A 23,431-nucleotide genomic window follows, 5' to 3' on the forward strand; every position below is an offset into this window, starting at 1 on the left:
CGGGGTCTGCTGATTTGCGCCATGCTAAACTTAAGTACAGCATATGACAACTAGATCAACTTTTACCGCCGATATGCCGATGAATTGCTGACTTTGTTTCGAAATGCAATACTTTTGTGTTGACATCGGCAACAAATTTGCAGAATTCTGGTTTTGCGAGGCAATAAGTTTAACAATCGCAAACTTTCGGGAGGTCCCTATGTTTTCCATCACGCGGCGCTCGCTCATGCTTGCAGCGCTCCTGGCATCTGCGGCGAGCGCCGCCAGCCCCGCTTTCGCCCAGTCGGGTGAAGTCACTATCAGCCACTATTTCACAGGCGAGCTCGGGTTGAAGGCCTTCAATGATCAGGTCGAAAAATTCGAGCAGGCGACCGGCATCAAGATGAAGGAAAGTCCGGTAGGCCACGAGGATTTCAAGACGGACATTCTCGTTCGGGCGGCGGGTCACAGCCTCCCCGACGTCTTCAGCTATTGGGCCGGTGCGCGTGTTGACTTCATTGTAAAGTCCAATAGCTTGCGTCCCCTCGACGGAATCTGGGTGAGCGAGAAGCTCGATAGCGTCGTCGCCAAGCCAATTGCCGACAGTGCAACGCTTTATGACGGCAAGCGCTTCCTCGTGCCGCTCAACTATCACTATGCGGGACTGTTCTATAACAAGAAGGTGCTTGCCGATGCGGGCATGACGGCGCCGCCGGCGACCTGGGGAGAGTTCATTGCGCTTTGCAAGACTCTAAAGGAAAAGGGCATCGCCCCGGTCGCGCTCGGTTCCAAGAGCCGCTGGCCGGCGCAGTTCTGGTTCGATTACCTGCTGCTGCGCACCGCCGGTCCCGAGTATCGGGCCAAGCTGATGAAAGGTGAGGCGTCCTATGATGACGCGGAAGTCGTATTAGCGATGTCTCTCTGGAAGGACCTTCTCGATCAGGGCTTCTTTGTGGAGAATGCCAATGCGGACGATTGGACGGACGCCGCCGACAAGGTAGCTCGTGGCGACGCAGCGATGACCCTGATGGGTACCTGGATCACCGGCTACTGGAATGGCGTCGGCCTTGTTCCAGGCCAAGACTACGACTTCTTTCCGTTCCCGAAGATCAAGGACGGTATTCCGAATGCCGCGGTCGGACCTGTCGACGGTCTGGTCGTTTCTGCTAACGCCGCCAATCCGGAGGGAGCAGAGAAATTCCTGGCATTCATGATGTCGAACGCCGATGTCCAGGCGAAATGGGCTGAAGCGCAGGGCGCGCTTTCGGCCAATGTCAATGTCGACCCCAAGACCTATAACAGCGTCATGCAGGGGGCGGCCAAGACTGTTGCCGAAGCTGAAGCCTTCGCCTTCAACTACGATCTTGCCACGGCACCGCCTGTTGCAGAAGTCGGTCTTTCGATGTTCACGCGCTTCATCGACGATCCGTCCAAGCTGGACGATATCCTAAAGGCTGTGGCCGCCGATGCGAAGACGGCTTTCAAGCAGTAGACGAGTAACAGGGGTGAGGGTCGCGGCCCATCGCGGGTCGCGATTTCCCGGAAAGGAATAATGATGGAGCGGCATAACAACTTGTGGCGCATTGCGCTGCTGGCACCGCCATTGTCCGTCTTCGCCGTCTTCGTGATCTGGCCGCTGTTCAGTTCCTTCTTCTACAGCGTGACGAACTGGAACGGCTTCGGTGCCAACTACGATTTTGTGGGCCTCGACAACTTCAGCAAGATCTTTACCGACAAGCTATTCATGAACGCGGCCATTAACACGACGATCTGGATGGTTGCAGCGATCGTGGTGCCGACGCTGTTTGGGCTCGGGCTCGCGCTGTTGCTAGATGGCAAAGTTCCGGGCGGTCGCGCCTTCAAGACGGTGTTCTACCTGCCGATCTGCCTGTCAGCCGTTATCGTGGGGCAGATCTGGATATGGATCTACCAGCCAGACTGGGGCCTGCTCAACACGGTGCTCTCCAATATCACTGGCGAGAAGATGCGCTATGCCTGGCTGGCTAAGCCGGATACGGCGCTCGGATCTGTGATACTTGCCTGGTCCTGGCAACAGACCGGCCTTTCCATGGTGATTTATCTTGCCGGACTAACGGCGGTTCCGGAGGATCTCCTGGAGGTTTGTGAGATTGAGGGCGCGAAACTCTGGCAACGCATCGTCTTCGTTGTCCTGCCACTGCTCACTCCGTCCACCGTCGTCGTCATCGCCCTTTCGGTGATTAATTCGCTCAAGGGCTTTGATATCCTTTACATCATGACCGGCGGCGGACCGTTCAACAGCTCCGACACCCTTGCCATGCACATGTACAACGAGTCCTTCCGCAAATATTTGATGGGATACGGCAGTGCCATTTCCGTCGTGCTGTTTCTAATCGCACTCACGATCATCGGCATTTATTTTCGCCAACTTAAGAAGGTGGACCGGATCTATGGCTAATCCTTCCGCTGTCCGCCGTTTCAATCCATGGCGCGGGGCGATCTTCGCCATGCTGCTTTCCCTCGCGATCGTCTTCCTGCTGCCGACGCTCGGTGTGCTGCTGGCCTCCATCAAGACGACCCGCGAGATCGCACTCGGCAGTCTCTGGTCGTTCCCGACGTCGTTTTATCTCGGCAACTTCGTAGAGGTTCTGTCGAACCCCGCCGTGCACCGCTACTTCCTCAATACGCTGCTAGTAACGGTGCCGGGCACGCTGGCATCGACGGCGCTCGGCGTGCTGGCAGGTTATGTTTTCGCCAAGCTGCCGTTTCGCGGTTCCAACATGCTGTTCCTCGTCCTCGTTGCGGGCATGTTCTTCCCGCCGCAAGTCATCCTCGTCCCGCTCTTCCGCCTCTTCAACGGCATGGGTCTGATCGATACGCTATGGCCGGTCTTTATCGTCCATACCGCGCTCGGAATTCCGATCTGTACGCTGTTGATGCGCAACTTCTTCGCAACCGTGCCGACGGCGTTGCGTGAGGCGGCAATCCTTGAGGGTGCCACCGAATGGCAAGTCCTGACCCGTGTCGTGCTGCCGCTCAGCCTGCCGGCGCTTGCGGTTCTTGCGACGCTGCAGTTTACCTGGATCTGGAACGATTTCCTATGGCCGCTGATCTTCACCCAGTCCGATGACAAACGAACGATTATGATCGGTATCGTCAATCTTAAGGGCCAGTATTCCGTCGCCTGGGGCGTGCAGGGTGCACTCTCGCTCGTCGCAAGCCTCCCCACGCTTTTCGTCTTTCTGTTTTTCCAGCGCTACTTCATCAAGGGCATGACCATGGGCGCGGTAAAGGGTTGATTATGACACAGCTTGCACTTCGCTCGATCCGCAAATCCTATGGCGCGCTTGAGGTTATCCGCGGGGTCGACCTCGATGTCGCAGAAGGGGAATTCATAGTCTTCGTCGGCCCTTCCGGTTGCGGGAAGTCGACGATGCTTCGCATGATCGCCGGCCTCGAGGATGTTACGGGCGGCACGATCGGCATCGCCGGCCGTGACGTGACCACGACCGCGCCGTCCAAGCGAGAAATCGCAATGGTTTTCCAGTCCTACGCACTATTCCCGCATATGACAGTGGCGGAGAACATTGGCTTCGGGCTGAAGCTATCTGGCGTGGCGAAGGACGAGATTTCCCGTCGGGTGGCTGATGTCGCGGCCACCTTAAAGATCGGTCCTCTCCTCCACCGAGTTCCCCGTGAGCTATCGGGGGGGCAGCGACAGCGCGTCGCCATTGGTCGCGCTATAATTCGCCAGCCGAAGATATTCCTATTTGACGAGCCGCTATCAAACCTCGACGCGGCGCTGAGGGTGCATATGCGTCTCGAGATTGCGCGCCTTCACGCACGGCTCGGAGCCACGATGATCTACGTAACTCATGATCAGACGGAGGCCATGACGCTCGCAGACCGAATCGTAGTCTTTAACAAGGGCAAGATTGAGCAGGTCGGTGCTCCTATGGAACTCTATGAGCGTCCTGCAAATACTTTCGTGGCAGGCTTTATCGGCGCCCCTTCTATGAACTTCTTTCCGGCTTCGGTAGCGGACGGAACCCTCAAAGTTCATGGAGCGCCGATTGAGCGGGCATATACCTGGAAAGCTGCGGAAACGGTGACGGCGGGAGTCCGGCCAGAAGACATCACGATTATTCCGCCGGAACAGGGAGGCATTCGTGGACGGGTCGAACTGATCGAGCGCCTCGGCGCGCAAACCTACGCTTTTGTGGAAACGGAAGGCTTGACCGATGCGATTACGATTGCGGTTCCTACCGAGACCCATCTTACCGCAGGTGACATAGTAGGAATGCAGCCGATGGGCGACAAGATTCACACGTTTGACAGGCAAGGCGTTGCGCTTGCGTAGGCATCGTTTTGCGGATCCAGACTCCGTTTACCGGCGCGAAACTCAAAGATTGCCTTAGAACCTAGCTCGGGGTCGCAGCTGTTAAGGCTGCGACCCTATGTTAGTTGCGTCTTCAAGAGGCATGCGGCGCCTGTCAAGCATTCCTTGCGAATATCGGTGTTCCTGCCAACCGCTGCTAGCTATGCCCGCCGAAATCGCCAGCACGACGAGCTTAGTGATGTTCCTGGCCTGAAACTTAGACTTCAACCGTTCGATCCGGTGCTCGATTGTTCGCGCTGACAAGTTGGCAGTTGCGGCGATCTCCCGTATTGATGCTCCCTGCGTGAGCAGTTGCAGCACCGCGAGGTCGGCATCGTCTAGTCCATCGGTCCTTGGTCCCGTCGGCAACATGAGACGAATGCCGAGTAGGCCGATGCACCAGTCACTTCGCCCAGCGGGATTCTTTTGAGGCAGGATGATCTGGTCGTAGGCAGCATGCATGTCGAGGATCCTTGACACAACGTTCCCCATCACCGGACGCTGTCGTTCTGCGGCGTTGGCATACTCGGGGATTAAAACCCCATGCAGATACCGCTGATCCGGGAAGTCCACCACGGATCCTGTACGCTGCGGGAAGGGCAGTCTGGCTGTTCCGGTAGGTAGGTCGTAGCACTTAACAAAATTGAGCTGGAATTCCTCGGGATTCGACGGCCGGGTATCGAACACGAGCAGGATCATGTTGGCCCGCAGCATTCCGAGAAAAGGACTGTAGAGACTTTCAGGATTCACAAGTCCTTCGGGGCTTGAAATCCAGGAATCCATCAGAAGCCTGGAGATCTGCTCGAAGGTCGCATGCCGCTTCATGGTCGGCATCCGGCGGCAACACAGCCAGCATGAAGGGACAGAAACCAACCGTTTTGTCACGACGCACAGATTCTTTTTGTTCCATGCGTAAGCCTTTGTAAATGTTGCTTCCAGTGCTTTTCCGACATCCCCGTCCGCCAGTGCCGCGAATCCGTTCGTTTCTGTCAAGCCGGTCCGGGACTACAGGATCAATTTGGAAGGATTCATGGCGAGGATTGGATATGCGAGAGTGTCGACGGCGGATCAGCATTTGGATTTGCAGGTCAATGCCCTCCTGAGTGCGGGTTGCGCGAAGGTCTTCGAGGACCACGGTGTGTCAGGAAGCCAGGACTCGAGATGCGGCCTAACCTCCATGATGAAGGCGCTTCGCAAAGGCGATGTGCTCGTTGTATGGAGACTTGATCGGTTGGGCAGGTCAATCCGGCACCTGATCTCCGTGATCGAGAAGCTTTGTCGGCGCGGCATCGGATTTCTTTCCCTGACAGAAAACATCGACACCTCATCGGCGGGCGGGAAGCTGATCTTCCACATCCTCGCAGCGCTCGCCGAGTTCGAGAAATCGTTGATCCGCGAAAGAACAATCGCGGGCATCGAGGCGGCGAAGGCACGTGGGAAATGCCCAGGGCGACGGCCGGCGTTGAGTCCGGCGCAATGCTTCGAAATCCGCGCCGCGATCCACTCGGGGTCCTCGCTCCAGGATGTCGCCCGCCTATACAACGTTCATCCCAGAACCGTGGCTCGTGGGATCGAACGCCTGGACGCTGGCCATCTAAGCAGAATTACTGGAACAAGCTGAGAACGGCCCGCGGTTGCGAGTTGACGATCTGAAGGCTCTGGATAGCGAGCTGTTGTTGCGTCTTTAACGCATTGAGGCGCGCGGCTGCTTCCTCCATGTCGGCATCCACGAGGCGCGACACACCCCTCTCGATGGAGTCCGTAAGGTACTTGAGGAAGTCGGTCTGCATCGCATTTCTCTTGGCGAGGGAGCCAAGTGTTGAGCCGGCATCGGTGAGCTTCTTGAGCATGGCCTCGACCCCGCTCAGGTACTCCTTGAGATCAGCGCCGTTCGCCGTGACACTGACATCGAGGAGGCCGAAATTCGGGAGTCCTCCAAACCCGTCACTGGCGGGGCCGATGCCGATGGAGGTCTTGCCGCCGGAGGCCTTGTGAATGGTCTCGTCCGCTTCGTAGAGAATGTATCCGCCGGCATTCGTTGCGGTAACGCCGACGTTCTTCGCTTGCATGGCCGCGTTGAGAAGGAACACCAGGTCGTCGGCCGAGGTCACTTCGCCGGTGGTGGTTCCGAGCGTCTGATCCACCAGATCCCGGTCGATCTCCAACGTCGTTGTCGTGCCATTCACGGTCACAGGGACGTAGATCTGGGCGGTGGCGTGCACCGTGAACGGCTCGTCCCAGTAGCTCACGACGGACGGGCGAGATCCGTAGTTGGTTCCCGTAGCCGTGAGGCCGCCGGTCTTGCCGCTGGCGAGTGTCGAGGACACGTTGAGAACCTGGATCGATGATCCCGTCAGGCCGGAGGTCTCCCGCGAGAGAAGCGCGTAGCCGTCAGTAACGTCGCTGCGGGTGGCGAACTGTGCGCCAAGCGGGATGAGTGCCTCACGCATGAGCCATGCGAACTGGTCGCGCGAGGAGATCACTCCGTTCAGCGTCGGATACACCTGGTCCATCAGCGTCCGGTTGAGGGTGACGTTGACGGTTGTCCCGCTTCCAGGGGAAGTGGTGTTGGCGGGATTGTCGGCATCGAGCACGAGGCTGAAGGCGATGGCGGTCGAATTGTCCGTAAAGACAAGCGGTCCGTCGAAAGTGAAGCTCTGCATTGCGCCACCGCCGTAGGTGAACGCGTTGGTGTTGCGCAATCCCCCGATGGAGCCGGGGCTCCGGTCGTCCTTCTGAAGAATTCCGCCACCGGTGGTGTTGAAGAGCGCGATAGCGGCTAGGTCGATCTCGCTCGTGGTGACGCTCACCGATGAACCGCTTCGCACGAAGCCAGTCGTCAGGAGTTCCTTGCTTGTGGCGGCATCGTAGATGTCCGTGATCGCGGTGTTGAGCCAGTTCTGACCGGAGAAGCTTGCCGAAGTCGCGATGGATACGGCCTGCTGCTTGAGCTGTTCGAGTTCCTTCTGGATCTTGGCCCGGTCAACGCCCGGCTCCGATGCCGCGACAATCTTCGCCTTGAACGCATCAACGACGCTGATCGCGGCCTCGATGCCCGAATAGGCGGTGTCAATCTTCGCTGCACCGAATGCCATTGCATCCTGTGCCGCCGATATAGAGCCGACATCCGATCGCATCGTCGTTGAAATTGACCAGTATGCGGCATCGTCGGTGGCAGAGCCGATCCTGTAACCGGACGAGACCATGGCTTGATGCCGATTCAATTGCTCGCTGATGGTTCGCAACGTGGCCAGCGCCGTCGCCGCCGATATGTTCGTCAGGATACTAGTCATGATGATGCCGTTGAAAATGTATTGGTTTAATCGGCATCATCATGAACCCGTTTGCGGCAACCCCGCCGCCAGAAGATGTTCGAATGACGTTAACGAATGCGGCAGAACCGCTGGGGGAAACTACCCAGATTGCGGGCGGCGAGAGGGGTCTTCTCCAGTCGCGCTGGCACGCCCATGCGCCGGAGCGCGCGACCGGACATCGAGGAAGGACCGGCGATGGGCGATCGGCCAATTATCAACCTTTGCCGTTAAAGCCAATGCAAGCCCGTCCCTCGATTGCTAATAGTTCGTTGAACGAAAGGATTGATCGTTCACCGCCCTCGCCAACAAGGAAATCGTAACGGCCTGATCGCAGGGCCACTTCGGCGGTTTGCTATCGCTGACGATGAGCCGAAGTGTTTGACGCCGTTGGCGCGCGCAACTCGAAGATTGCAAGAACGTTGTCTAAGGACATTTTGTGCGTTTGCCTTGAGGAGCTGCAGGATATCATCCGGACGTCGGATTGGGGCGCCGTCCACCTACGGGACAAACGGGATTGTTGACTCCAATTCGCGTCCGTTGGAGAAAGATGAAATTGTTGAACAGAGGGGAACAACTAGTGGCAGACGAAAGCAACGTTCAGGTCATCGAGGCGACAACTCCCGAAGTAGTTGCGCCGCCGAAGAAGCGCAGGGGGCCACAGCCGAAGAAGGTACCGTCAGAGGCAGCTGCAGGAGCGCCCGTCACAGTCGGTGAAAAACCGGCGAGGGGGCGGAAAAAAGCCGAGGCGAAGCCGAGCGAGGCGTCCGTGGGGTCAGTTGCAAAAACCAAGGCTAAGGCCGTGGGAAAAAATACAGTGGCAAAGCAAGCGAAGGCAGTTCCAGCACCTGTAGCCGAAGATATCGCGGACTTGCTTCAGCTTGAACAAGAGAACGCGCGGCTTCGGAAGGCTCTTTCCGAGAAACTTCGGGCTGAGAACGCGGACCTACGCAAGCGGCTTGGCCTCGCTTGATTCTGCCAAAGGCCGATCGGCTACGGTCGGCCTCGCCGTTCCATTCAGCGCCATAGTAATGGCACGCCGCTGCTATCGCTGTAGGTGGGGGATGCTATGAAGTCACCATGGAAGTACTTGGTTGAACTGGCGTCTCAGGGGCGGAGAGCAACGAAGTCGGACGGCCCTCCCGAAATCGAGACTTCGCGACCAGACGAGCCGTCAAAGGAACCGGCTGAACAAGCACGGGTGCCGTTGGACCTGGCTGATGGCAGGACGAGCCTCACGAGAGAAATGTCAAGTGCGTTCGCTCGCGATCCTGATATTGCACCCGACATAGCTACACCGGCCGGCACGGGCGACGGAAACGGTGCCTCCTCGGCTGAGCAGCCAGGTGCCGACGATAACCCTCCCGCGAAACAGGTAGAACCTCTCCGAAAACTATCCGCGAAGAAGCGGCAACGGGGTCGGAGACCAGTTAGGAACGTCGCCGACCAAGAGTCGGAAGGGGGGAAGCATGAAGCTAATGATGTGCAACAGCCGCTAACATTTACCGATGAAGTCATCGCTCTTGACGAGGAGGTTGCGCAGTTGAGGGTGCAACTGGCGCAAAAGTTACGGCAGCAAAACAAGCAGCTTCAGCAACTGCTGGATCGGTTTACCGACCTCGCCAAACATCTTTAACCGAGATTCCCGTTGAAACTGTTTCCGATGGTCGGATTCCGCTGAGGGGACGGCGGTTACTACGTCCGTGACGAGTCGAGAAATTCCGTTAGTTGGATTAGGTTCGTGTCCATGAGGCTCCGACCAAATCGGAGCTCATTCGCAGAACTACTTGCTCAGGGCGTCCACGAGCACCGGCTATTCGTCAGGAACGGTGAAGCCGCACGCGTCGTTGCATTTCAGAAGCTTTCGCTTCCAGCGCAACGTCGAGTCCTGGACGCGGGCCGGAAGCAGCTCCGAGATGAAACTTTAAGCCGGGAGGCGAAGTTCAAGCGGGTCCGCAACCTAACGGATCGCAACAATCGCCCTTCGCAAGGCGAGCCCTCCGCCAAGCCGAACTACATGAGCTTTCAATTCCGCGGATTCTTGAAACAGGCCGGATATACGGGCTTGGTTTCCTGCTGTCGCCGTTACGTTGGTGTGGAAGGCAAACCGCAGGTGCAGATGCGGTTTGCCTCCTGCCGCAATGCGACGGAAACGTCCTGTCCGGCCGCCCGCCGACCATCTGACGTCGAGCTCGGCGCGCACGCGGTTGCGGGGTCTTCAACAATTTCAAGGGATTCTATGATGACTCAACCGCCATTCTCAATCACCAGGAGAGCGCTCCTCGCTGCAACGGCCGTGTCGGGAGCCGTATCTTTGCTGCCTACGGCGCTCAAGGCGAAAACTGGAAGCGCTGAAATTCGCCCGTTCAAGATCGAGGTGCCCCAAGCCGATATCGATGATCTCCGCCGTCGCCTTGCCTCGACACGGTGGCCAGATCCAGAAACGGTAGGTGACCAAACCCAGGGCGTCCAACTCGCGACCTTGCAGCCGCTGGTTCAATACTGGGCGACCGATTATGATTGGCGCAAGGCGGAAGCAAAATTAAACGCGCTGCCGCAGTTCATCACAGAGATCGATGGACTTGATATTCAGTTTGCCCACATCCGCTCCAAGCACGCTAATGCAATGCCGTTGATCCTGACCCACGGATGGCCCGGGTCGATTTTCGAGCTGATTAAAGTCGTTGAACCGCTCACGAACCCCACCGCCCACGGCGGCCGCGAAGAAGACGCGTTCCATCTCGTTTTGCCGACCTATCCCGGATACGGCTTCTCTGGCAAGCCCAAGAAAGGAGACTGGGCTCCGCCTCACGTAGCCATGGCTTGGCACGAACTCATGTTGAGGCTTGGGTACAAAAGCTACGTTGCACAGGGTGGGGATTGGGGAGCGATCATCTCCGAGTTGATGGCAATCCAGGCTCCAGCTGGTTTGCTCGGAGTGCATACAAACATGCCAGGCACCGTGCCGCCGGAAATCGTCCAGCTTGTCCGGACGCGTCAACCCGCGCCCGAGAACCTGTCAAGCGATGAAAGGGCCGCGTATAAGTCTCTGGACGTCTTCTACAACCAGGGCTTCGGCTATGCCGAAATGATGAACACGCGGCCGCAGACGCTCGGCTACTCCCTCGCGGACTCGCCAGTCGGGATGGCTGGTTTCTATTACGAAAAGTTTGCGACGTGGAGCTATACAGACGGGCATCCTGAAAAGGCGTTTACCAAGGACGAAATTCTGGATGCCATCACCCTGTACTGGCTTACCAACACAGGTGCGTCTTCGTCACGTTCCTACTGGGACGCAGCCCAGCTGGGTGGGGGTCCGTTCACCCGACGTACGATCAAAAAGGTACCTGTCGGGGTTACTGTGTTTCCTGGCGAAATCTATCAAGCACCGAAGAGCTGGACTGAGCAAAGCTACGAGAACCTGATCTACTTCAACAAAGTAGACAAGGGTGGGCACTTCGCCGCTTGGGAAGAGCCCGAGCTCTTTGCCAAGGAACTGAGGGCGAGTTTCAAGTCCCTGCGCTGACAATGTGGCGGGCAAAAAGGCTGCCCATTTGCCGACGTGGCATCAACCTCGATGCCAGTTGCTGATCCTAGAATGTGACTTTGGACGGCAGCGGTCAGATGACAGCGATTGACCGCCTCATAGCAATACAGTGGAAGGGGTTCGCGACTGAAGTGTTGCGAACCCCTTAGGCTTCGCAGCAGGCAGCGTAACGGCGGCGGAGTGCTTGGCTGCAATAGGATACAATTACACCTGTTACCCGAAATACCATCGATACGTCCCGATGGTTCTCTGCTCCGCATGCCAAGCGCTCACCCGTTAGGCATTGATCCAGTGCGGAGAGACGATGATGATCCTCTTTGTTGTAGCCTACCTCGCAGGCGTGCTGACGATTGTCAGCCCTTGCATCCTGCCGGTTCTGCCATTCGTATTCGCCCGCGCAGGCCAGCCTTTTTCCACCAGTATTCTCCCGATGCTGCTCGCCAAGATCGTGACCTTTGCAGGTATCGCCTCGCTTGCAGCACTCGGCGGCAACTGGGCGGTGCAGGCGAACGCCTACGGCCGTTACGCCGCGATCGCGCTACTTGCCGTCTTCGGCGTGACACTGCTCTCGACGCGGGCTGCCGCCTTTGTGACCGGTCCGTTCGTCGAGCTCGGCAACCGACTGTCGAGGAAGGCGGCGACCGGGGAGAAGGGCGGCGTCGGCGGCTCGATCCTCCTTGGCGTTGCGACCGGTTTGCTCTGGGCGCCCTGCGCCGGACCGGTGCTCGGCCTGGTGCTGACCGGGGCGGCGCTGAACGGCGCGAATGTGCAGACGACGCTGTTGCTTGTCGCATATGCGGCCGGTGCTGCGACCTCGCTGGCGCTCGCTGTTTTGGCAGGCGCCAGAGTATTCGCGGCGATGAAGCGCTTCCTCGGCATTGGCGACCGCATCCGCCAGGGTCTCGGCATCGCGGTGCTCGGCGGCGTTGGCGCGATCGCGCTCGGCCTCGACACCGGACTTTTGGCGCAGCTTTCCTATGCGAGCACGTCGGGCGTCGAACAGTCGATCCTCGATCGCCTGCGCAGCGCTGCATCGCCCGTGGACGTCGCAAGCACCCGTATGGCCCTTGCCGCAAAGGATACGCGACAGGCGGCCTATCGAAGTGACCTCCCGGTGGAAGGGCAATTTCCGTCGCTCGACGGCGCGGTTCAGTGGCTGAATTCGAAGCCGCTGACCCCGGCCGAGCTTCGCGGCAAGGTCGTCCTCGTCGATTTCTGGACCTATTCCTGCATCAACTGCATTCGCACCATCCCCTATGTCAGGGCCTGGGCCGAGAAGTATCGGGATCAGGGCCTCGTCGTCATCGGCGTGCACGCTCCGGAATTCGCCTTCGAAAAGCAGATCGGCAACGTCGAAAAGGCGGTGCGCGATTTCAAGATCACCTATCCGGTAGCGATCGACAACGATTTCGCCATCTGGCGCGCCTTCTCCAACAGCTACTGGCCGGCCCACTACTTCATCGATGCCGAGGGACAGGTCCGCTACACCCATTTCGGCGAGGGCGACTATGAAGGCTCCGAGCGGGTGATCCAGGAACTGTTGGCGGAGGCTGCGGGCAAACAAAAGGCTGAAAACGGGTTCGTCGCGCCCAAGGCCGCGGGCGCGGAAGCCGCGCCTGACCTCGCACGGCTCGGCTCCGGCGAGACCTATGTCGGCTATGCGCGGTCCGAAAAATTCGTCTCGCCGGAAGGCGTTTCGGCCGACGCCGCCCAGCGCTACACCGTTGGCGAGCCCCGCCTCAACGAATGGGGCCTCACCGGCAACTGGACTGTCGGCGCCGAAGAGGCGCGCCTCAATGCGGCAGGTGGAGGTATCACCTATCGGTTCCGGGCCCGCGACCTGCACTTGGTGCTTGGGGCCGGTGCTGGCGGCAAGCCAATCCCATTTCAGGTGACGGTCGATGGGGCCGCGCCCGGCGCGGACCATGGTGCCGATATCGACGAGAATGGCAAAGGTGCCGTCACGGTGACCCGCCTTTACCAGCTTGTGCGTCAGTCAGGAGCTTCGCGGGAACGGACGTTCGAAATCCGCTTTCTGGAGCCCGGCGCGGAAGCTTTCGTTTTCACCTTTGGATGAGAGTTGGACATGAGCGACAAACAAAAGCAGCGGGGGCGCACCTGGTCCGTCTTCACCCGACTTGTCGTCGCCGCGACCATGGTCGGCGGTGGATTGACCTTCGCGCTCGACGGGCAATCGGCGGCACAGGAGGCAAAGCCTGTGCCGAAGGCACTTCACGATATCGCGTCGGCCGAAGGACGCCAGACGGCGGTGTTGGCCGGCGGTTGCTTCTGGGGCGTGCAGGCCGTGTTTCAACATGTGGCCGGCGTTACGGGTGTCACGTCAGGGTACGCGGGCGGCAGCGCAGGTACGGCGACCTACGAGCAGACGGAAACCGGCACCACCGGGCATGCTGAAGCAGTGGAAATAACGTTCGACCCGAAGCAGGTGAGCTACGGCAAGTTGCTCGAGATCTACTTCTCCGTCGCCCATGATCCGACGCAGCTTGGCGGGCAGGGACCCGACAGTGGACCACAATATCGATCCGCAATTTTCCCGCGCAATGACGAGCAGGCGAAGGTTGCCGCCGACTATATCGCGCAACTGAACGCGGCAAACGTCTTCGCCCGGTCGATTGCGACGACGATCGAGCCCGGCAAGGCTTTCTATCAGGCCGAGGCCTATCACCAGAATTACGTCTACAACAATCCGGGCCAGCCCTATGTCGTCATCTACGAGCAACCGAAGATCGGCGCTCTACATCGCCTGTTCCCGGGCCTCTTTCGCGAGAAGCCCGTGCTTGTAGCGGACAGTGCTGCTTAGCTGATGAGGAGCCGTGGGGCCTCCCGGCGGGCCAAGCCAGTTCGGACACAAGGATACAGTTTCGCGGCGGGCTGCACACACCCGCGATACGCCCAAATGACACTCTGGCTGCGAGCACGTTTCGAGCCTTTGGCGGCGAAACGCCGCTGCGGTCATGATCAACGGAAGGAGCCACCATGCGTATCTTCGCAACAGTTTTCGCCATCGCCGCGCTCGCGGCTGCGCCATGCGCCTGGGATAGCGACCCGAGAGAGCCCTCGCTTCTTGCCGCACTCGTCTCCGGTTCCGGATCAGCAGCGGTTGCTGAGCAGGGAGCAGGATTGCTGCAAGAGGCGCCGCGCGAGGAGCTTGCCGATCCATTCTTCAACTGATGATAGAACCGCCGAGACCAACGGCCGTGAGACGTCAAGGAACGCCAGCCGACGCTTGTCCTGGCGCAGCGCGAATCGCGGGCCGCGAATTCGAGACCTGGATCGAATCCATCCGCTCCGTTCAAGCTACTTCAGCACAGCAGATGTTTGTCCGGCGCCGAGTCCTTCGTCACGTCTGGGCTGGCTCGGTGCTTGACGATCTTCGTCTCGATGGCCGCCACTTCCTCCGGAAGCTTCGATCGCTCGACGATCGCTTTCGCCTCGGCCTTTTCCCTGCGGTGAATGCCCGTCTGCTGGCAATCCTTGCTGAAACGCCTTCATGCGGTCGGATGCCTGTTCCGCCGAGATGGGTCGCTGACCGCCGAGACGGGTACACAGAGTCTTTGAGGTCGCCCATCCACATCCGTCCGGTTTTGAGTTTCGCCAGCAGACCCCCTTGTGGGAATCTTCTGACGACTACCCCGTCTAACTTCGCGAAACGTCGGGAAAGTTTGCCAGTACACATTGGGATACACAGCCTCGCTGCAGCGAACATATCCCGGATACACCACGGCAACATAGTCCCCTCGATCCGGCCGATGTCTCTGGCATCGCCCCCACAACCGAACGAGGAGAATGATGATGTCCAGACGCCATTTGCCAAGTGCCAGGAGCAGTCGCTTGGCTGCCTTCGCGCTGTCCGGAGCGATCGCGATCCTGCTTCCTCCGCTCGCCGCCCATGCCGCAGGGGCTTCCTCGGCGGCCAGCGCCCAGATCACGGCTGCGGCAAGACCCGCGGCCGACGAATCCATCCGTCCGTTCCAATTCCACGCCAGTGATGCCGCGCTTGCCGATCTTAAGCAGCGCATCGCGGCGGCCAAGTGGCCGGATCGCGAACTGGTGGCGGACGGCACCCAGGGCGTGCAACTTGCCACCATGCAGAAGCTCGCCGACTATTGGGCAACAAACTACGATTGGCGCCGGGTGGAGAAGACACTCAACGACCTGCCGCAGTTCGTGACCAATATCGACGGCGTCGACATTCACTTCATTCACGTGCGCTCCAAGCATAAGAATGCGATGCCACTCATCGTCACCCACGGCTGGCCGGGCTCGATCATCGAGCAGTTGAAGATCATCGATCCCCTGACCAATCCGACCGCCCACGGGGGCACGGAAGCCGATGCTTTCGACGTGGTCATCCCCTCGCTTCCCGGCTACGGCTTCTCCGGCAAGCCGACGGAGCGCGGCTGGGACCCGGTGCGGATCGCGCGCGCCTGGGCAGTGCTGATGCAGCGTCTCGGCTACTCACATTACGTCGCGCAGGGTGGCGACTGGGGCGACGCCGTTACCGAGCAGATGGCGCTGCAGCAGCCGGCGGGCTTGCTCGGGATCCACACCAACATGCCGGCGACCGTGCCTGACGAGATCCAGAAGAGCCTCGATGCCGGCCAGCCGGCACCAGCGAACCTTTCGGCCGACGAGCGCCGCGCCTATGAGCAGCTCGACTTCTTCTACCGGAACGGGCTTTCCTATGCGCAGGAGATGAGCAAACGTCCGCAAACACTTTATGCGATCGAGGATTCGCCGATCGGACTTGCGAGCTGGATGCTCGACCACGATGCCCGCAGCTACGAGTTGATCGCCCGCGTCTTCGATGGCAAGCCGGAAGGGCTGACGCGCGATGACGTGCTCGACAATGTCACGCTCTACTGGCTGACCAACACGGCCGTCTCCTCGGCGCGGCTCTACTGGGAAAACAAGCTTGCCTTCTTCCAGCCGAAGGGCGTGCAGATCCCGGTGGCCGTCAGCGCCTTCCCGGACGAGCTTTATCAGGCACCAAAATCCTGGGCGGAGAAGGCATTCCCCAAGCTCATCCATTATAATCGTCTCGCCAAGGGCGGGCACTTTGCAGCCTGGGAACAGCCGCAAGCCCTAGTCGACGAGTTGAGGGTTTCATTCAAGTCACTGCGTCAACCGAGCTGACAGGAGGGGGCGTGCGAAAGCGCGCCCCACCGTCGCAACCAAGGAGAAGTGACATGACAGGTGCCGTGAGCAACAACAGCCCCGCGACCGTGGACTTGAAGTTCGAGGTCGCCGTCATTCCGGTCGCGGATGTCGATCGCGCCAAAAATTTCTACGGTCGCCTCGGTTGGCGGCTGGATGCCGACTTTCCCGTCGGCGATGCGTTTCGCGTTGTGCAGTTCACGCCCCCGGGCTCGCCGGCATCGATCCACTTCGGCACCGGGCTGACTTCGGCCACGCCAGGCTCGGCTAGCGGTCTTTATCTCGTGGTCTCGGATATCGAAGCCGCGCGTGCTGAACTGGTCGAACGTGGCGCGGAGGTCAGCGAGATCTTCCACCGCGAAGGTCCGGGAAAGCCGGCGATCAACGGCCGTGACCCGGCCCGCCGCAGCTACCGTTCCTATGCGACCTTCAGCGACCCCGATGGCAACGGCTGGCTGCTGCAGGAGGTGACCGAACGTCTGCCCGGGCGCGTGGATACCGAGGTGGCGGACTTTGCTTCCGTCGGTGACCTTGCGGCGGCCCTGCGTCGTGCTGCTGCCGCCCATGGCGAGCACGAGAAGCGCAACGGTGGTGAGCACGACCATAACTGGCCGGATTGGTATGCGGCCTACATGGTGGCCGAACATGCGGGCAAGCCGCTTCCCGAGTAGGTATTGCTCTGACCAGAGCGTCTCACCGGCATTCCTAAGAAACATTCAGCCGGATGTTGGCGCGGGTTGTAGGGTATACCCGAACGACTTTTCTCTTCGCTCGAGATTGGTGAGTACGCGTCGACGGTAATTCTCCTCGTAGTGGGAGGCTCCCGGATCGCTGTATGCCATACCGTGCCGCAGGGTGTTGTAGAACAAGACGGCGATTTTGCGGGCTGTGGCAGTGACCGCCTTGGCCTTACCGACGCGTGCGGACAGACGCCGATAGAATGCCCCCAACGCGGTCTGAGTGCGCCCAACCGCAAGCGCGGCAAGTCGCAGTAGCGCCGCGGCCCGGCTAGCAGACCGTCGGGTGCGTGACGACAACACTTTGCCGCCGGAGATTTTGTTGCTTGGTGAGAGGCACAGCCAGGAGGTGAAGTAGTGCTTGGCACTCGTCCAGGCCGAGAGGTTGGTCCCGCACTCTCCGACTAATTTGAGCGTCTGATAGGGCCCGAGCCCGTGAATCTGAGTGATGTCGCAGCCGAGCAAGCCGTACAGGGCGGTGCGAACATCGAAGGCTGGGTTATTGGCTTGCTTCTGCGTTGTCCGCACGGTCGGCGGTTTGCCGACAGGGGTGGACGAGGCCTTCCGCAGCCGCTTCAACACAGCCTCGATGCGCATGTCGCAGAGCACGGTCGTCGCCCAGGAGTTGCGCGAACTGGCGCAACGATCGGCCAGTGCGACCAAGGACATCAAGGCACTGATCGGCGCCTCGACCGAACACGTCAAAAACAGCGTGTCGCTCGTCGGCGAGACCGGCACGGCCCTCGAAGAAATCCTGACCCAGGTCCAGGAAATCAACGCCAACGTCTCGGCGATCGTCGAGGCTGCCCGCGAACAATCGACCGGCCTCAAGGAAATCAACCAGGCGGTCAACTCGATGGACCAGGCGACCCAGCAGAACGCCGCGATGGTCGAGGAAAGCACGGCCGCAAGCCACGCCATGGCCCGCGAAGCCGAAGCCTTGCACGAACTCCTGAGGCAGTTCCGTTACGGCCATGAAGCCCAGATCATCGACGCGAACCGCCACTTCGACGATCGCGCGCAGCCGACCCGGCTGCGTTCAACCGCCCGCGCCACGCGCGGCGGTCAACGAACAAACCTTGCCGCGGCGCCGGCCGCGGATGGCTGGCAGAATTTCTGAGCGCACATCCCTGCACCCGCGCTCGGGAATGGGGAAGGCGGCGACCGGTAGCCGCCTTCCTTGCATGTGGATGTGGGAGAAGAAGGCAAGCGGCGCTTTTTGGAAAATTAACGCGTAAGTTTTAGCCGCGATGGACGAGGACAGCCTTTCTGAGAAAGCTCTTGTGGCGACTTCGTCGTTGCAGACACCCTCGAAGATTAGAGGGTGCTGAACACCCAATTCACGCGTTCAGAGTTTGGCTGAGATATCTGTACCGAAGTCCCAGTGTACAGTCAGCAGGCGGATAACTACCGCTCAGCAGGCTGCAGGCGGTGCGAGCTTGTCTCCCGTTCACCATTCGCTGTGCTCGGAGAAGCGGTGGGAGGCGCCGACAATTCGATACATCTGGGGGAGGCGTTCGAAATATCCCCGATACATGCCCAAACCTAACCTGCCCCCAGTGGCGGCATGGCCACCTTCAGGGCTAAAGCACCTCGCAAACCATAGAAACCTGCGCACGATTACGGGATGTATCGATGAGAACGAAATTTGGAGCACTCTCTCTGGCTGGCGTTGCGATTGTAGTTTTAGTCGGCGCAAGTTTCCCATCGACGGATCTCTCGAATGCGCTGGCGCTTGGCGCTGGAGTGGTTGGCAGTCGGGAGACGGCTGAGATTGATCGACCGCTTGAACCCGGTACTAAAGCCACGCCAGTCTCGGTAGCTGGTGTTGGTGCGCTCCCAGCCATCGGCAGATTCCCCTCATTCGACGGCGCGACAGGCTGGATTAATTCACCCGCGTTGCGACGAGATGATCTCAAGGGAAAGGTCGTTCTAGTTAATTTTTGGACCTATGCGTGCGGCGACTGCGTCAGTGCCCTGCCAAGGATTACGTCTTGGACGGAAAAGTTTGGAAAGGATGGACTGGTAGTGGTGGGCGTCCACTCCCCTGAATTCGCGTTCGAAAAGGATCGTTCCGGACTAGAGCGGGCGGTTAAGGGGTATGATATCGGGTATCCGGTTGCGATCGACAACGACTATCAAATCTGGAGGGCATACAGCAACAGCTACTGGCCGGAGCAGTATGTCATCGATCGTCAAGGAGTAGTTCGCTATCACCATCTCGGAGCGAATGACTACGATCGGACGCAGGCCGTGATCGAGGCATTGCTTCATGCGCCTACGAACGCGAACTGAAGGTGGATTGACCGCGCTTCCGGCATTCCGGCACGGAATCAATCCGCCGGCCCCCGGTAGCGCCTTTAGCGATGCATTGACAACAAACCCCTCGGCCTCCAGTCGACGAATAGACTCCCGGACCGGAGTGTGGCCGACGCCTAGCTGTAAGGCGATCCGGTCCCTCACCAGCGGAGCCACACATGGCCCCCCCTTAAGGATCGCGTTGGGGAAACAGTCCGCGTCGGTCGCTGACCTGAAAGTGGCGGGTCTACTCTCTAACTGATAGTTGTCGCTTCCAAACATCCATCGACGCCGGTTTTCGCGGCGATCGTTAACTTGGCGGCGGCGGTAGATAGTTCTCCAGCACCGCTCGCAAGTCGAGCCTGGGAAGTAGCTATCAAACAACGATCGGTACCGTGGCTCTGGATCACGACCGACGAGCAGGTGGACATTCGCGCGTGAAAAGCTAGTCCGCCCAAATTAAGAGACGCTGGACCGAGCAAAGGGCCGTGTGCGTCCATTACCGCCCATCCGCTGCATCTTCCAGTCTTTCTTGAATTGGATTAGTCAATAGGCTAACTAACTTAGTATGAGCGAAGTGGTGGAAAAAGCGAACGCGTTATCTAACTCCAACCGGGTTCAGATCCTCGCGTGGTTGAAAAACCCCGAAAGCCACTTCGGGCCGGATCAGCGTATAGATTCGGCCGAGGGAGTATGCGGATTGTATATCGCTGAGAAGCTCGGTGTTTCTCCTGCGACCGCGTCCGCGCACTTGAAGATTTTGACACAGGCAGGGTTTCTGCGTCCCCTTCGGATCGGGAAATTCACATATTTCCAGAGGATCGAGGGTGCCTTTACCGAGTTTGCTCGTAACATCGAGTTACTATGAGCCCGAACTAGGTCGTGTTGACAAAGTGCCTTCTCAAATCATCTAACGTCTGATTCAAAGCTGCCTTTTTGGGAGGCAGAGATGGCGCGTGGAGACCTAACCGACGCGGAATGGCGGATCGTGGAACCGCTTCTTCCTGCGGAGCGAGGGCGTAAGTCCCGTCCTTCCCATGATAACCGCCAGTTCATGAACGGCATGCTGCACGTCCTTCGAGTGGGCTGCCCGTGGCGTGATATGCATGAGCGATACGGAAAGTGGAACTCCGTCTATGTCCGGTTTCGTCGCTGGGCCGAGCAAGGGGTATGGGATGCGCTCCTGGAAACGCTTGTCGAACTCGGCCTTACGGATGATTGGCAGCATATGCTGGACAGCACCACAGTTCGCGGCCATTCGCAGGCAGCGGGCGCTAAAGGGGGACTCATAAGGAGGCTTTTGGTCGATCACGCGGCGGCTTTACGACAAAAATCCATGCCCGAGCGGACGGTAAGGGACGCCCTCTTGGCTTTGTCCTGACGGGTGGCGAGACTTCCGATTATCTGTAAGCGTGGCGTGATGGCCGCCTACCGGCGCCGCCCTGGAGTGAGATAGTGTCCACCAAATTGTAAGTGGACACTATGGCGGTATCCGATGTCGGGAATAGGCGAAGCGACGAAGCGCGGTCGACGAAACTGGTCGCTGGAAGAGAAATGGCGAATTGTTGAAGAGGCGCGGCTTCCCGGCAATTCGGTAGCGGAGGTGGCGCTCCGCCACAGGGTCAACAGCAACCTGCTTTTCCGCTGGATGCGGGCAGCCGAGGTTGGAGAACTTGGTCACCCGCCGGCCTCCCTTGTGCTTCTGCCGAAACCCACGTTGGACTTCATTCCGATCGGCGTGTTTGGACGAGGCGATGACGAAGGGCCAGCGATGGCAATACCGGTCACCCCTGCTGCGCCCGTTCCCCCGGTGGAGAGTTCGGTGCGGCCAAAATCGGTGTTGCCACCCAAAGGGCCGACATTGGACGAGCGCCCCGGCGTCATCGAAATCGATCTTGCCAATGGTGTTCGCGTTCGAGTTGACGCGTTCGTCAACGAGAAGGCTTTGCGGCGTGTTCTTGCGGCGCTGAGTGAGGCGTCGTGATCCAGATTGCTGCAGGGACAAAGGTGTACCTGGCCTGCCGGCCGGTCGATATGCGCCGTGGGTTCGATGGTCTGTCGGCGGAGGTCGCCAACACACTGAATGCCGATCCCTATAGTGGCCATCTCTTCCTCTTTCGGGGGAAAAGAGGCGGCTATTTGAAGGCTCTTTATTGGGACGGAACTGGGATGTGCCTTTTTGCCAAGCGATTGGAGCATGGCAAGTTCGTTTGGCCGTCGATCGTCGATGGCGTTCTGCAGATGTCGGCAGCCCAACTTTCTCTGCTCGTTGAAGGGATGGACTGGCGGCGAACGCGGATGCCCGACGCTCTGCCGAAGCCGGCGATGGTGTAGTAACGCATTGTTTTTGCGAGCGAAACTCGTAGCAGGATAAGGCTCCTTGTGCTACAGAGACGCATGTCTCTTGTTGCTTCCGATCCGCTTGCCGAACTGGAGGAATTGCGTGCGTTGACCGCGCAGTTGCAGGCGGAGCTTTATGCCAAGAACCTCTATATCGAGAAGCTGAAGGCGCAGCTTGCGACGTTAAAGCGGGCCCGTTTTGGTCGTTCGTCTGAGAAACTCGATCGCCTGATCGAGCAACTCGAATTGACGATCACCGACCTGGAGGAAACTGAGGCGCAGGCCGGCGTCGAACAGAGACAAGACTGTTCATCGCTCTTGCCGCCCACCGTTGCCGCGAAGATGAAGTCGCCCCTGGGGCGCAAACCCTTACCGGCCCACTTGCCGAGCGAGACGATCACCCATCCACCGGTCTGTTCCTGTCCGAAGTGCGGCGGGACCGTCTTCAGCAAGATCGGCACGGATGAGCGCGAAGTACTGGAATATGTGCCTTCGCACTTCAAGCGGGTCGTGCATCTTCGGCCGAAGATGAGTTGCCGGGCCTGCGAGACGATCGTGCAGGCGCCAATGCCGTCGCTGCCGATCGAGCGCGGCCGGCCTGGCCCCAACCTGCTTGCCCACGTCCTGGTCTCCAAATATTGCGACCATCTTCCCTTGCATCGCCAAAGTGACATCTATGCTCGAGAAGGCATCGACCTCGATCGTTCGACGCTTGCCGGATGGGTCGGGGCGATGGCGGCGCTGCTCAAGATCCTGAGTGAAAGGATCGGTGCCCATGTCCGGGCAGGTGAAACGGTGCATGCCGATGACACACCCGTTCCGGTCCTTGATCCCGGACGCGGTAAGACTAAAACCGGCCGCCTTTGGACTGTGGTTCGAGACGAACGGCCGTGGGGATCGACCGTACCACCCGCCGCTTTCTATGCTTACTCCCCAGATCGCAAGGGAGAACGTGCCCATCAACTGCTGTCGGAGTGTCGCGGCTTTCTGCATGCAGATGCCTATGCTGGCTTCGATAAGCTTTATGAGGGCCATGAGCTCACGGGCCAGACACGGCTGACGCAAGTCATGTGTTGGGCACACGCCCGTCGCGATCTGTACAATGAGTTCCTTCGCAACCGCTCGCCGGCAGCCGAACAAGCTCTGAACCTGATATCGGATCTGTTTGCGATCGAGGCAGAGGTCAACGGCGCGTGTCCACAGATGCGGCTTGCCACGCGGCAGGCCCGGTCCGTCCCCGTGTTGGACGCGTTGAAACGCCATCTCGACGGCACGCTCGCCCGCATCAGCGGAAAGAGCGAGTTCGCCAAGGCGATCCGCTATATCACGTCCCGCTGGCAGGCATTTACCGTCTACGCGACTGACGGGCGCCTCGAAATGAGCAACAATGCCGCCGAGCGGGCAATCCGGCCTTTGGCCCTTGGAAGAAAGAACTATCTCTTCAGCGGCTCAGACGCCGGCGGCGAACGCGCCGCTGTCATCTACACGATCGTCGAGACCTGCAAAATGGGCGGCATCAACCCGCATGCCTACCTCGCAGACATCATCAATCGCATCGCCGATCATCCCGCAAACAAGATCGACGAACTCCTCCCCTGGAATTGGTCCTCCCAGCCATAGTGTCCACTTAAAACAATAGTGGACACTATCCAACTTCAGACCAAGCACTCCCCGCGGTCATCAC

The 23,431-nt window shown here is 59.3% G+C and carries 21 protein-coding genes and 2 pseudogenes; 20 read left to right on the forward strand and 3 right to left on the reverse strand.

Annotated features, from left to right (window positions below; translation table 11 throughout):
- Positions 1 to 199 precede the first annotated feature (199 nt).
- The 4 genes from LAC81_RS29480 to LAC81_RS29495 are packed head-to-tail and all read left to right on the forward strand — an operon-like array spanning position 200 to position 4,318.
- Positions 200 to 1,471: an ABC transporter substrate-binding protein gene (locus tag LAC81_RS29480; protein WP_223728215.1), complete on the forward strand. Its 1,272-nt coding sequence runs from the start codon at positions 200 to 202 to the stop codon at positions 1,469 to 1,471.
- A 60-nt stretch (positions 1,472 to 1,531) separates the two neighbouring features.
- Positions 1,532 to 2,416: a carbohydrate ABC transporter permease gene (locus tag LAC81_RS29485; RefSeq protein WP_223728216.1), complete on the forward strand. Its 885-nt coding sequence runs from the start codon at positions 1,532 to 1,534 to the stop codon at positions 2,414 to 2,416.
- On the forward strand, positions 2,409 to 3,257 hold the full coding sequence (locus tag LAC81_RS29490; RefSeq protein WP_223728217.1) for a carbohydrate ABC transporter permease: 849 nt from the start codon (positions 2,409 to 2,411) through the stop codon (positions 3,255 to 3,257). Before LAC81_RS29485 ends, LAC81_RS29490 begins: the two co-directional genes overlap by 8 nt.
- A 2-nt stretch (positions 3,258 to 3,259) precedes the next feature.
- On the forward strand, positions 3,260 to 4,318 hold the full coding sequence (locus LAC81_RS29495) for an ABC transporter ATP-binding protein (RefSeq protein WP_223728218.1): 1,059 nt from the start codon (positions 3,260 to 3,262) through the stop codon (positions 4,316 to 4,318).
- An 81-nt stretch (positions 4,319 to 4,399) separates the two neighbouring features.
- Here LAC81_RS29495 and LAC81_RS29500 read toward each other — a convergent pair whose 3' ends face one another.
- Positions 4,400 to 5,329 (reverse strand): response regulator transcription factor, encoded by a 930-nt coding sequence (locus LAC81_RS29500; RefSeq protein ID WP_223728219.1) that lies wholly within the window; start codon positions 5,327 to 5,329, stop codon positions 4,400 to 4,402.
- 37 nt (positions 5,330 to 5,366) lie between these two features.
- Between LAC81_RS29500 and LAC81_RS29505 the strand changes: the two genes are divergently transcribed.
- Positions 5,367 to 5,957: a recombinase family protein gene (locus LAC81_RS29505; protein ID WP_223728220.1), complete on the forward strand. Its 591-nt coding sequence runs from the start codon at positions 5,367 to 5,369 to the stop codon at positions 5,955 to 5,957.
- Here the strand turns inward: LAC81_RS29505 and LAC81_RS29510 are convergent.
- Complete coding sequence (locus tag LAC81_RS29510; RefSeq protein ID WP_223728221.1) at positions 5,941 to 7,629, reverse strand: flagellin; 1,689 nt, start codon at positions 7,627 to 7,629, stop codon at positions 5,941 to 5,943. The genes LAC81_RS29505 and LAC81_RS29510 overlap by 17 nt on opposite strands.
- A gap of 568 nt (positions 7,630 to 8,197) precedes the next feature.
- Here LAC81_RS29510 and LAC81_RS29515 point away from each other — a divergent pair.
- The 8 genes from LAC81_RS29515 (at position 8,198) to LAC81_RS29550 (ending at position 17,043) form a co-directional block, all read left to right on the forward strand.
- Complete coding sequence (locus LAC81_RS29515) at positions 8,198 to 8,620, forward strand: SyrB-like regulator (protein WP_223728222.1); 423 nt, start codon at positions 8,198 to 8,200, stop codon at positions 8,618 to 8,620.
- Between the two features lie 510 nt (positions 8,621 to 9,130).
- Positions 9,131 to 9,283, forward strand: a complete 153-nt coding sequence (locus LAC81_RS29520) for a hypothetical protein (protein ID WP_223728223.1) — start codon at positions 9,131 to 9,133, stop codon at positions 9,281 to 9,283.
- 606 nt (positions 9,284 to 9,889) lie between these two features.
- Positions 9,890 to 11,173, forward strand: coding sequence for an epoxide hydrolase family protein (locus LAC81_RS29525; protein ID WP_223730355.1), 1,284 nt, complete (start codon positions 9,890 to 9,892; stop codon positions 11,171 to 11,173).
- Between the two features lie 328 nt (positions 11,174 to 11,501).
- Positions 11,502 to 13,271, forward strand: a complete 1,770-nt coding sequence (locus tag LAC81_RS29530) for a cytochrome c biogenesis protein DipZ (protein ID WP_223728224.1) — start codon at positions 11,502 to 11,504, stop codon at positions 13,269 to 13,271.
- Between the two features lie 9 nt (positions 13,272 to 13,280).
- A complete protein-coding gene (msrA, locus tag LAC81_RS29535; protein ID WP_223728225.1) occupies positions 13,281 to 14,015 on the forward strand; it encodes a peptide-methionine (S)-S-oxide reductase MsrA in 735 nt (244 codons plus the stop codon).
- A 176-nt stretch (positions 14,016 to 14,191) separates the two neighbouring features.
- On the forward strand, positions 14,192 to 14,386 hold the full coding sequence (locus LAC81_RS29540; protein ID WP_223728226.1) for a hypothetical protein: 195 nt from the start codon (positions 14,192 to 14,194) through the stop codon (positions 14,384 to 14,386).
- A gap of 621 nt (positions 14,387 to 15,007) precedes the next feature.
- Positions 15,008 to 16,351 carry an epoxide hydrolase family protein gene (locus tag LAC81_RS29545; RefSeq protein WP_223728227.1) on the forward strand — a complete coding sequence of 448 codons (1,344 nt, stop codon included), beginning with the start codon at positions 15,008 to 15,010 and terminating at the stop codon, positions 16,349 to 16,351.
- A 53-nt stretch (positions 16,352 to 16,404) separates the two neighbouring features.
- On the forward strand, positions 16,405 to 17,043 hold the full coding sequence (locus LAC81_RS29550) for a VOC family protein (protein WP_223728228.1): 639 nt from the start codon (positions 16,405 to 16,407) through the stop codon (positions 17,041 to 17,043).
- 45 nt (positions 17,044 to 17,088) lie between these two features.
- On the opposite strand, the gene LAC81_RS29555 is transcribed toward LAC81_RS29550, so the two are convergent.
- The gene (locus tag LAC81_RS29555) at positions 17,089 to 17,706 is read right to left on the reverse strand and encodes a transposase (RefSeq protein ID WP_328717467.1); all 618 of its coding nucleotides are present in this window, start codon (positions 17,704 to 17,706) and stop codon (positions 17,089 to 17,091) included.
- Positions 17,707 to 17,719: 13 nt separating this feature from the next.
- Here LAC81_RS29555 and LAC81_RS29560 point away from each other — a divergent pair.
- From LAC81_RS29560 to tnpC, 7 genes and pseudogenes are all read left to right on the forward strand, one after another.
- Positions 17,720 to 18,229: pseudogene (locus LAC81_RS29560) on the forward strand (methyl-accepting chemotaxis protein); the annotation flags it as partial.
- Positions 18,230 to 18,744: 515 nt separating this feature from the next.
- On the forward strand, positions 18,745 to 19,404 hold the full coding sequence (locus LAC81_RS29565; protein WP_223728229.1) for a redoxin domain-containing protein: 660 nt from the start codon (positions 18,745 to 18,747) through the stop codon (positions 19,402 to 19,404).
- 571 nt (positions 19,405 to 19,975) lie between these two features.
- The gene (locus LAC81_RS29575; protein WP_223728230.1) at positions 19,976 to 20,275 is read left to right on the forward strand and encodes an ArsR/SmtB family transcription factor; all 300 of its coding nucleotides are present in this window, start codon (positions 19,976 to 19,978) and stop codon (positions 20,273 to 20,275) included.
- Between the two features lie 81 nt (positions 20,276 to 20,356).
- Positions 20,357 to 20,811: pseudogene (locus tag LAC81_RS29580) on the forward strand (IS5 family transposase); the annotation flags it as partial.
- A 91-nt stretch (positions 20,812 to 20,902) separates the two neighbouring features.
- Positions 20,903 to 21,391: an IS66-like element accessory protein TnpA gene (gene tnpA, locus LAC81_RS29585; protein ID WP_223728232.1), complete on the forward strand. Its 489-nt coding sequence runs from the start codon at positions 20,903 to 20,905 to the stop codon at positions 21,389 to 21,391.
- Positions 21,388 to 21,741 carry an IS66 family insertion sequence element accessory protein TnpB gene (tnpB, locus tag LAC81_RS29590; RefSeq protein WP_223728233.1) on the forward strand — a complete coding sequence of 118 codons (354 nt, stop codon included), beginning with the start codon at positions 21,388 to 21,390 and terminating at the stop codon, positions 21,739 to 21,741. Before tnpA ends, tnpB begins: the two co-directional genes overlap by 4 nt.
- 63 nt (positions 21,742 to 21,804) lie before the next feature.
- Positions 21,805 to 23,367, forward strand: coding sequence for an IS66 family transposase (gene tnpC / locus LAC81_RS29595; RefSeq protein WP_223728234.1), 1,563 nt, complete (start codon positions 21,805 to 21,807; stop codon positions 23,365 to 23,367).
- Positions 23,368 to 23,431 lie beyond the last annotated feature (64 nt).

Source organism: Ensifer adhaerens (genome assembly GCF_020035535.1).
In the GTDB taxonomy this organism is placed as follows: Bacteria; Pseudomonadota; Alphaproteobacteria; order Rhizobiales; family Rhizobiaceae; genus Ensifer.

Coding starts and splice junctions, on each gene's coding strand:
- LAC81_RS29480 (WP_223728215.1), top strand. CDS start 200: ATGTTTTCCATCACGCGGCGCTCGCTCATGCTTGCAGCGCTCCTGGCA.
- LAC81_RS29485 (WP_223728216.1), top strand. CDS start 1,532: ATGATGGAGCGGCATAACAACTTGTGGCGCATTGCGCTGCTGGCACCG.
- LAC81_RS29490 (WP_223728217.1), top strand. CDS start 2,409: ATGGCTAATCCTTCCGCTGTCCGCCGTTTCAATCCATGGCGCGGGGCG.
- LAC81_RS29495 (WP_223728218.1), top strand. CDS start 3,260: ATGACACAGCTTGCACTTCGCTCGATCCGCAAATCCTATGGCGCGCTT.
- LAC81_RS29505 (WP_223728220.1), top strand. CDS start 5,367: ATGGCGAGGATTGGATATGCGAGAGTGTCGACGGCGGATCAGCATTTG.
- LAC81_RS29510 (WP_223728221.1), bottom strand. CDS start 7,629: ATGACTAGTATCCTGACGAACATATCGGCGGCGACGGCGCTGGCCACG.
- LAC81_RS29515 (WP_223728222.1), top strand. CDS start 8,198: ATGAAATTGTTGAACAGAGGGGAACAACTAGTGGCAGACGAAAGCAAC.
- LAC81_RS29525 (WP_223730355.1), top strand. CDS start 9,890: ATGACTCAACCGCCATTCTCAATCACCAGGAGAGCGCTCCTCGCTGCA.
- LAC81_RS29530 (WP_223728224.1), top strand. CDS start 11,502: ATGATCCTCTTTGTTGTAGCCTACCTCGCAGGCGTGCTGACGATTGTC.
- msrA (WP_223728225.1), top strand. CDS start 13,281: ATGAGCGACAAACAAAAGCAGCGGGGGCGCACCTGGTCCGTCTTCACC.
- LAC81_RS29540 (WP_223728226.1), top strand. CDS start 14,192: ATGCGTATCTTCGCAACAGTTTTCGCCATCGCCGCGCTCGCGGCTGCG.
- LAC81_RS29545 (WP_223728227.1), top strand. CDS start 15,008: ATGTCCAGACGCCATTTGCCAAGTGCCAGGAGCAGTCGCTTGGCTGCC.
- LAC81_RS29550 (WP_223728228.1), top strand. CDS start 16,405: ATGACAGGTGCCGTGAGCAACAACAGCCCCGCGACCGTGGACTTGAAG.
- LAC81_RS29555 (WP_328717467.1), bottom strand. CDS start 17,706: ATGCGCATCGAGGCTGTGTTGAAGCGGCTGCGGAAGGCCTCGTCCACC.
- LAC81_RS29565 (WP_223728229.1), top strand. CDS start 18,745: ATGAGAACGAAATTTGGAGCACTCTCTCTGGCTGGCGTTGCGATTGTA.
- LAC81_RS29575 (WP_223728230.1), top strand. CDS start 19,976: ATGAGCGAAGTGGTGGAAAAAGCGAACGCGTTATCTAACTCCAACCGG.
- tnpA (WP_223728232.1), top strand. CDS start 20,903: ATGTCGGGAATAGGCGAAGCGACGAAGCGCGGTCGACGAAACTGGTCG.
- tnpC (WP_223728234.1), top strand. CDS start 21,805: ATGTCTCTTGTTGCTTCCGATCCGCTTGCCGAACTGGAGGAATTGCGT.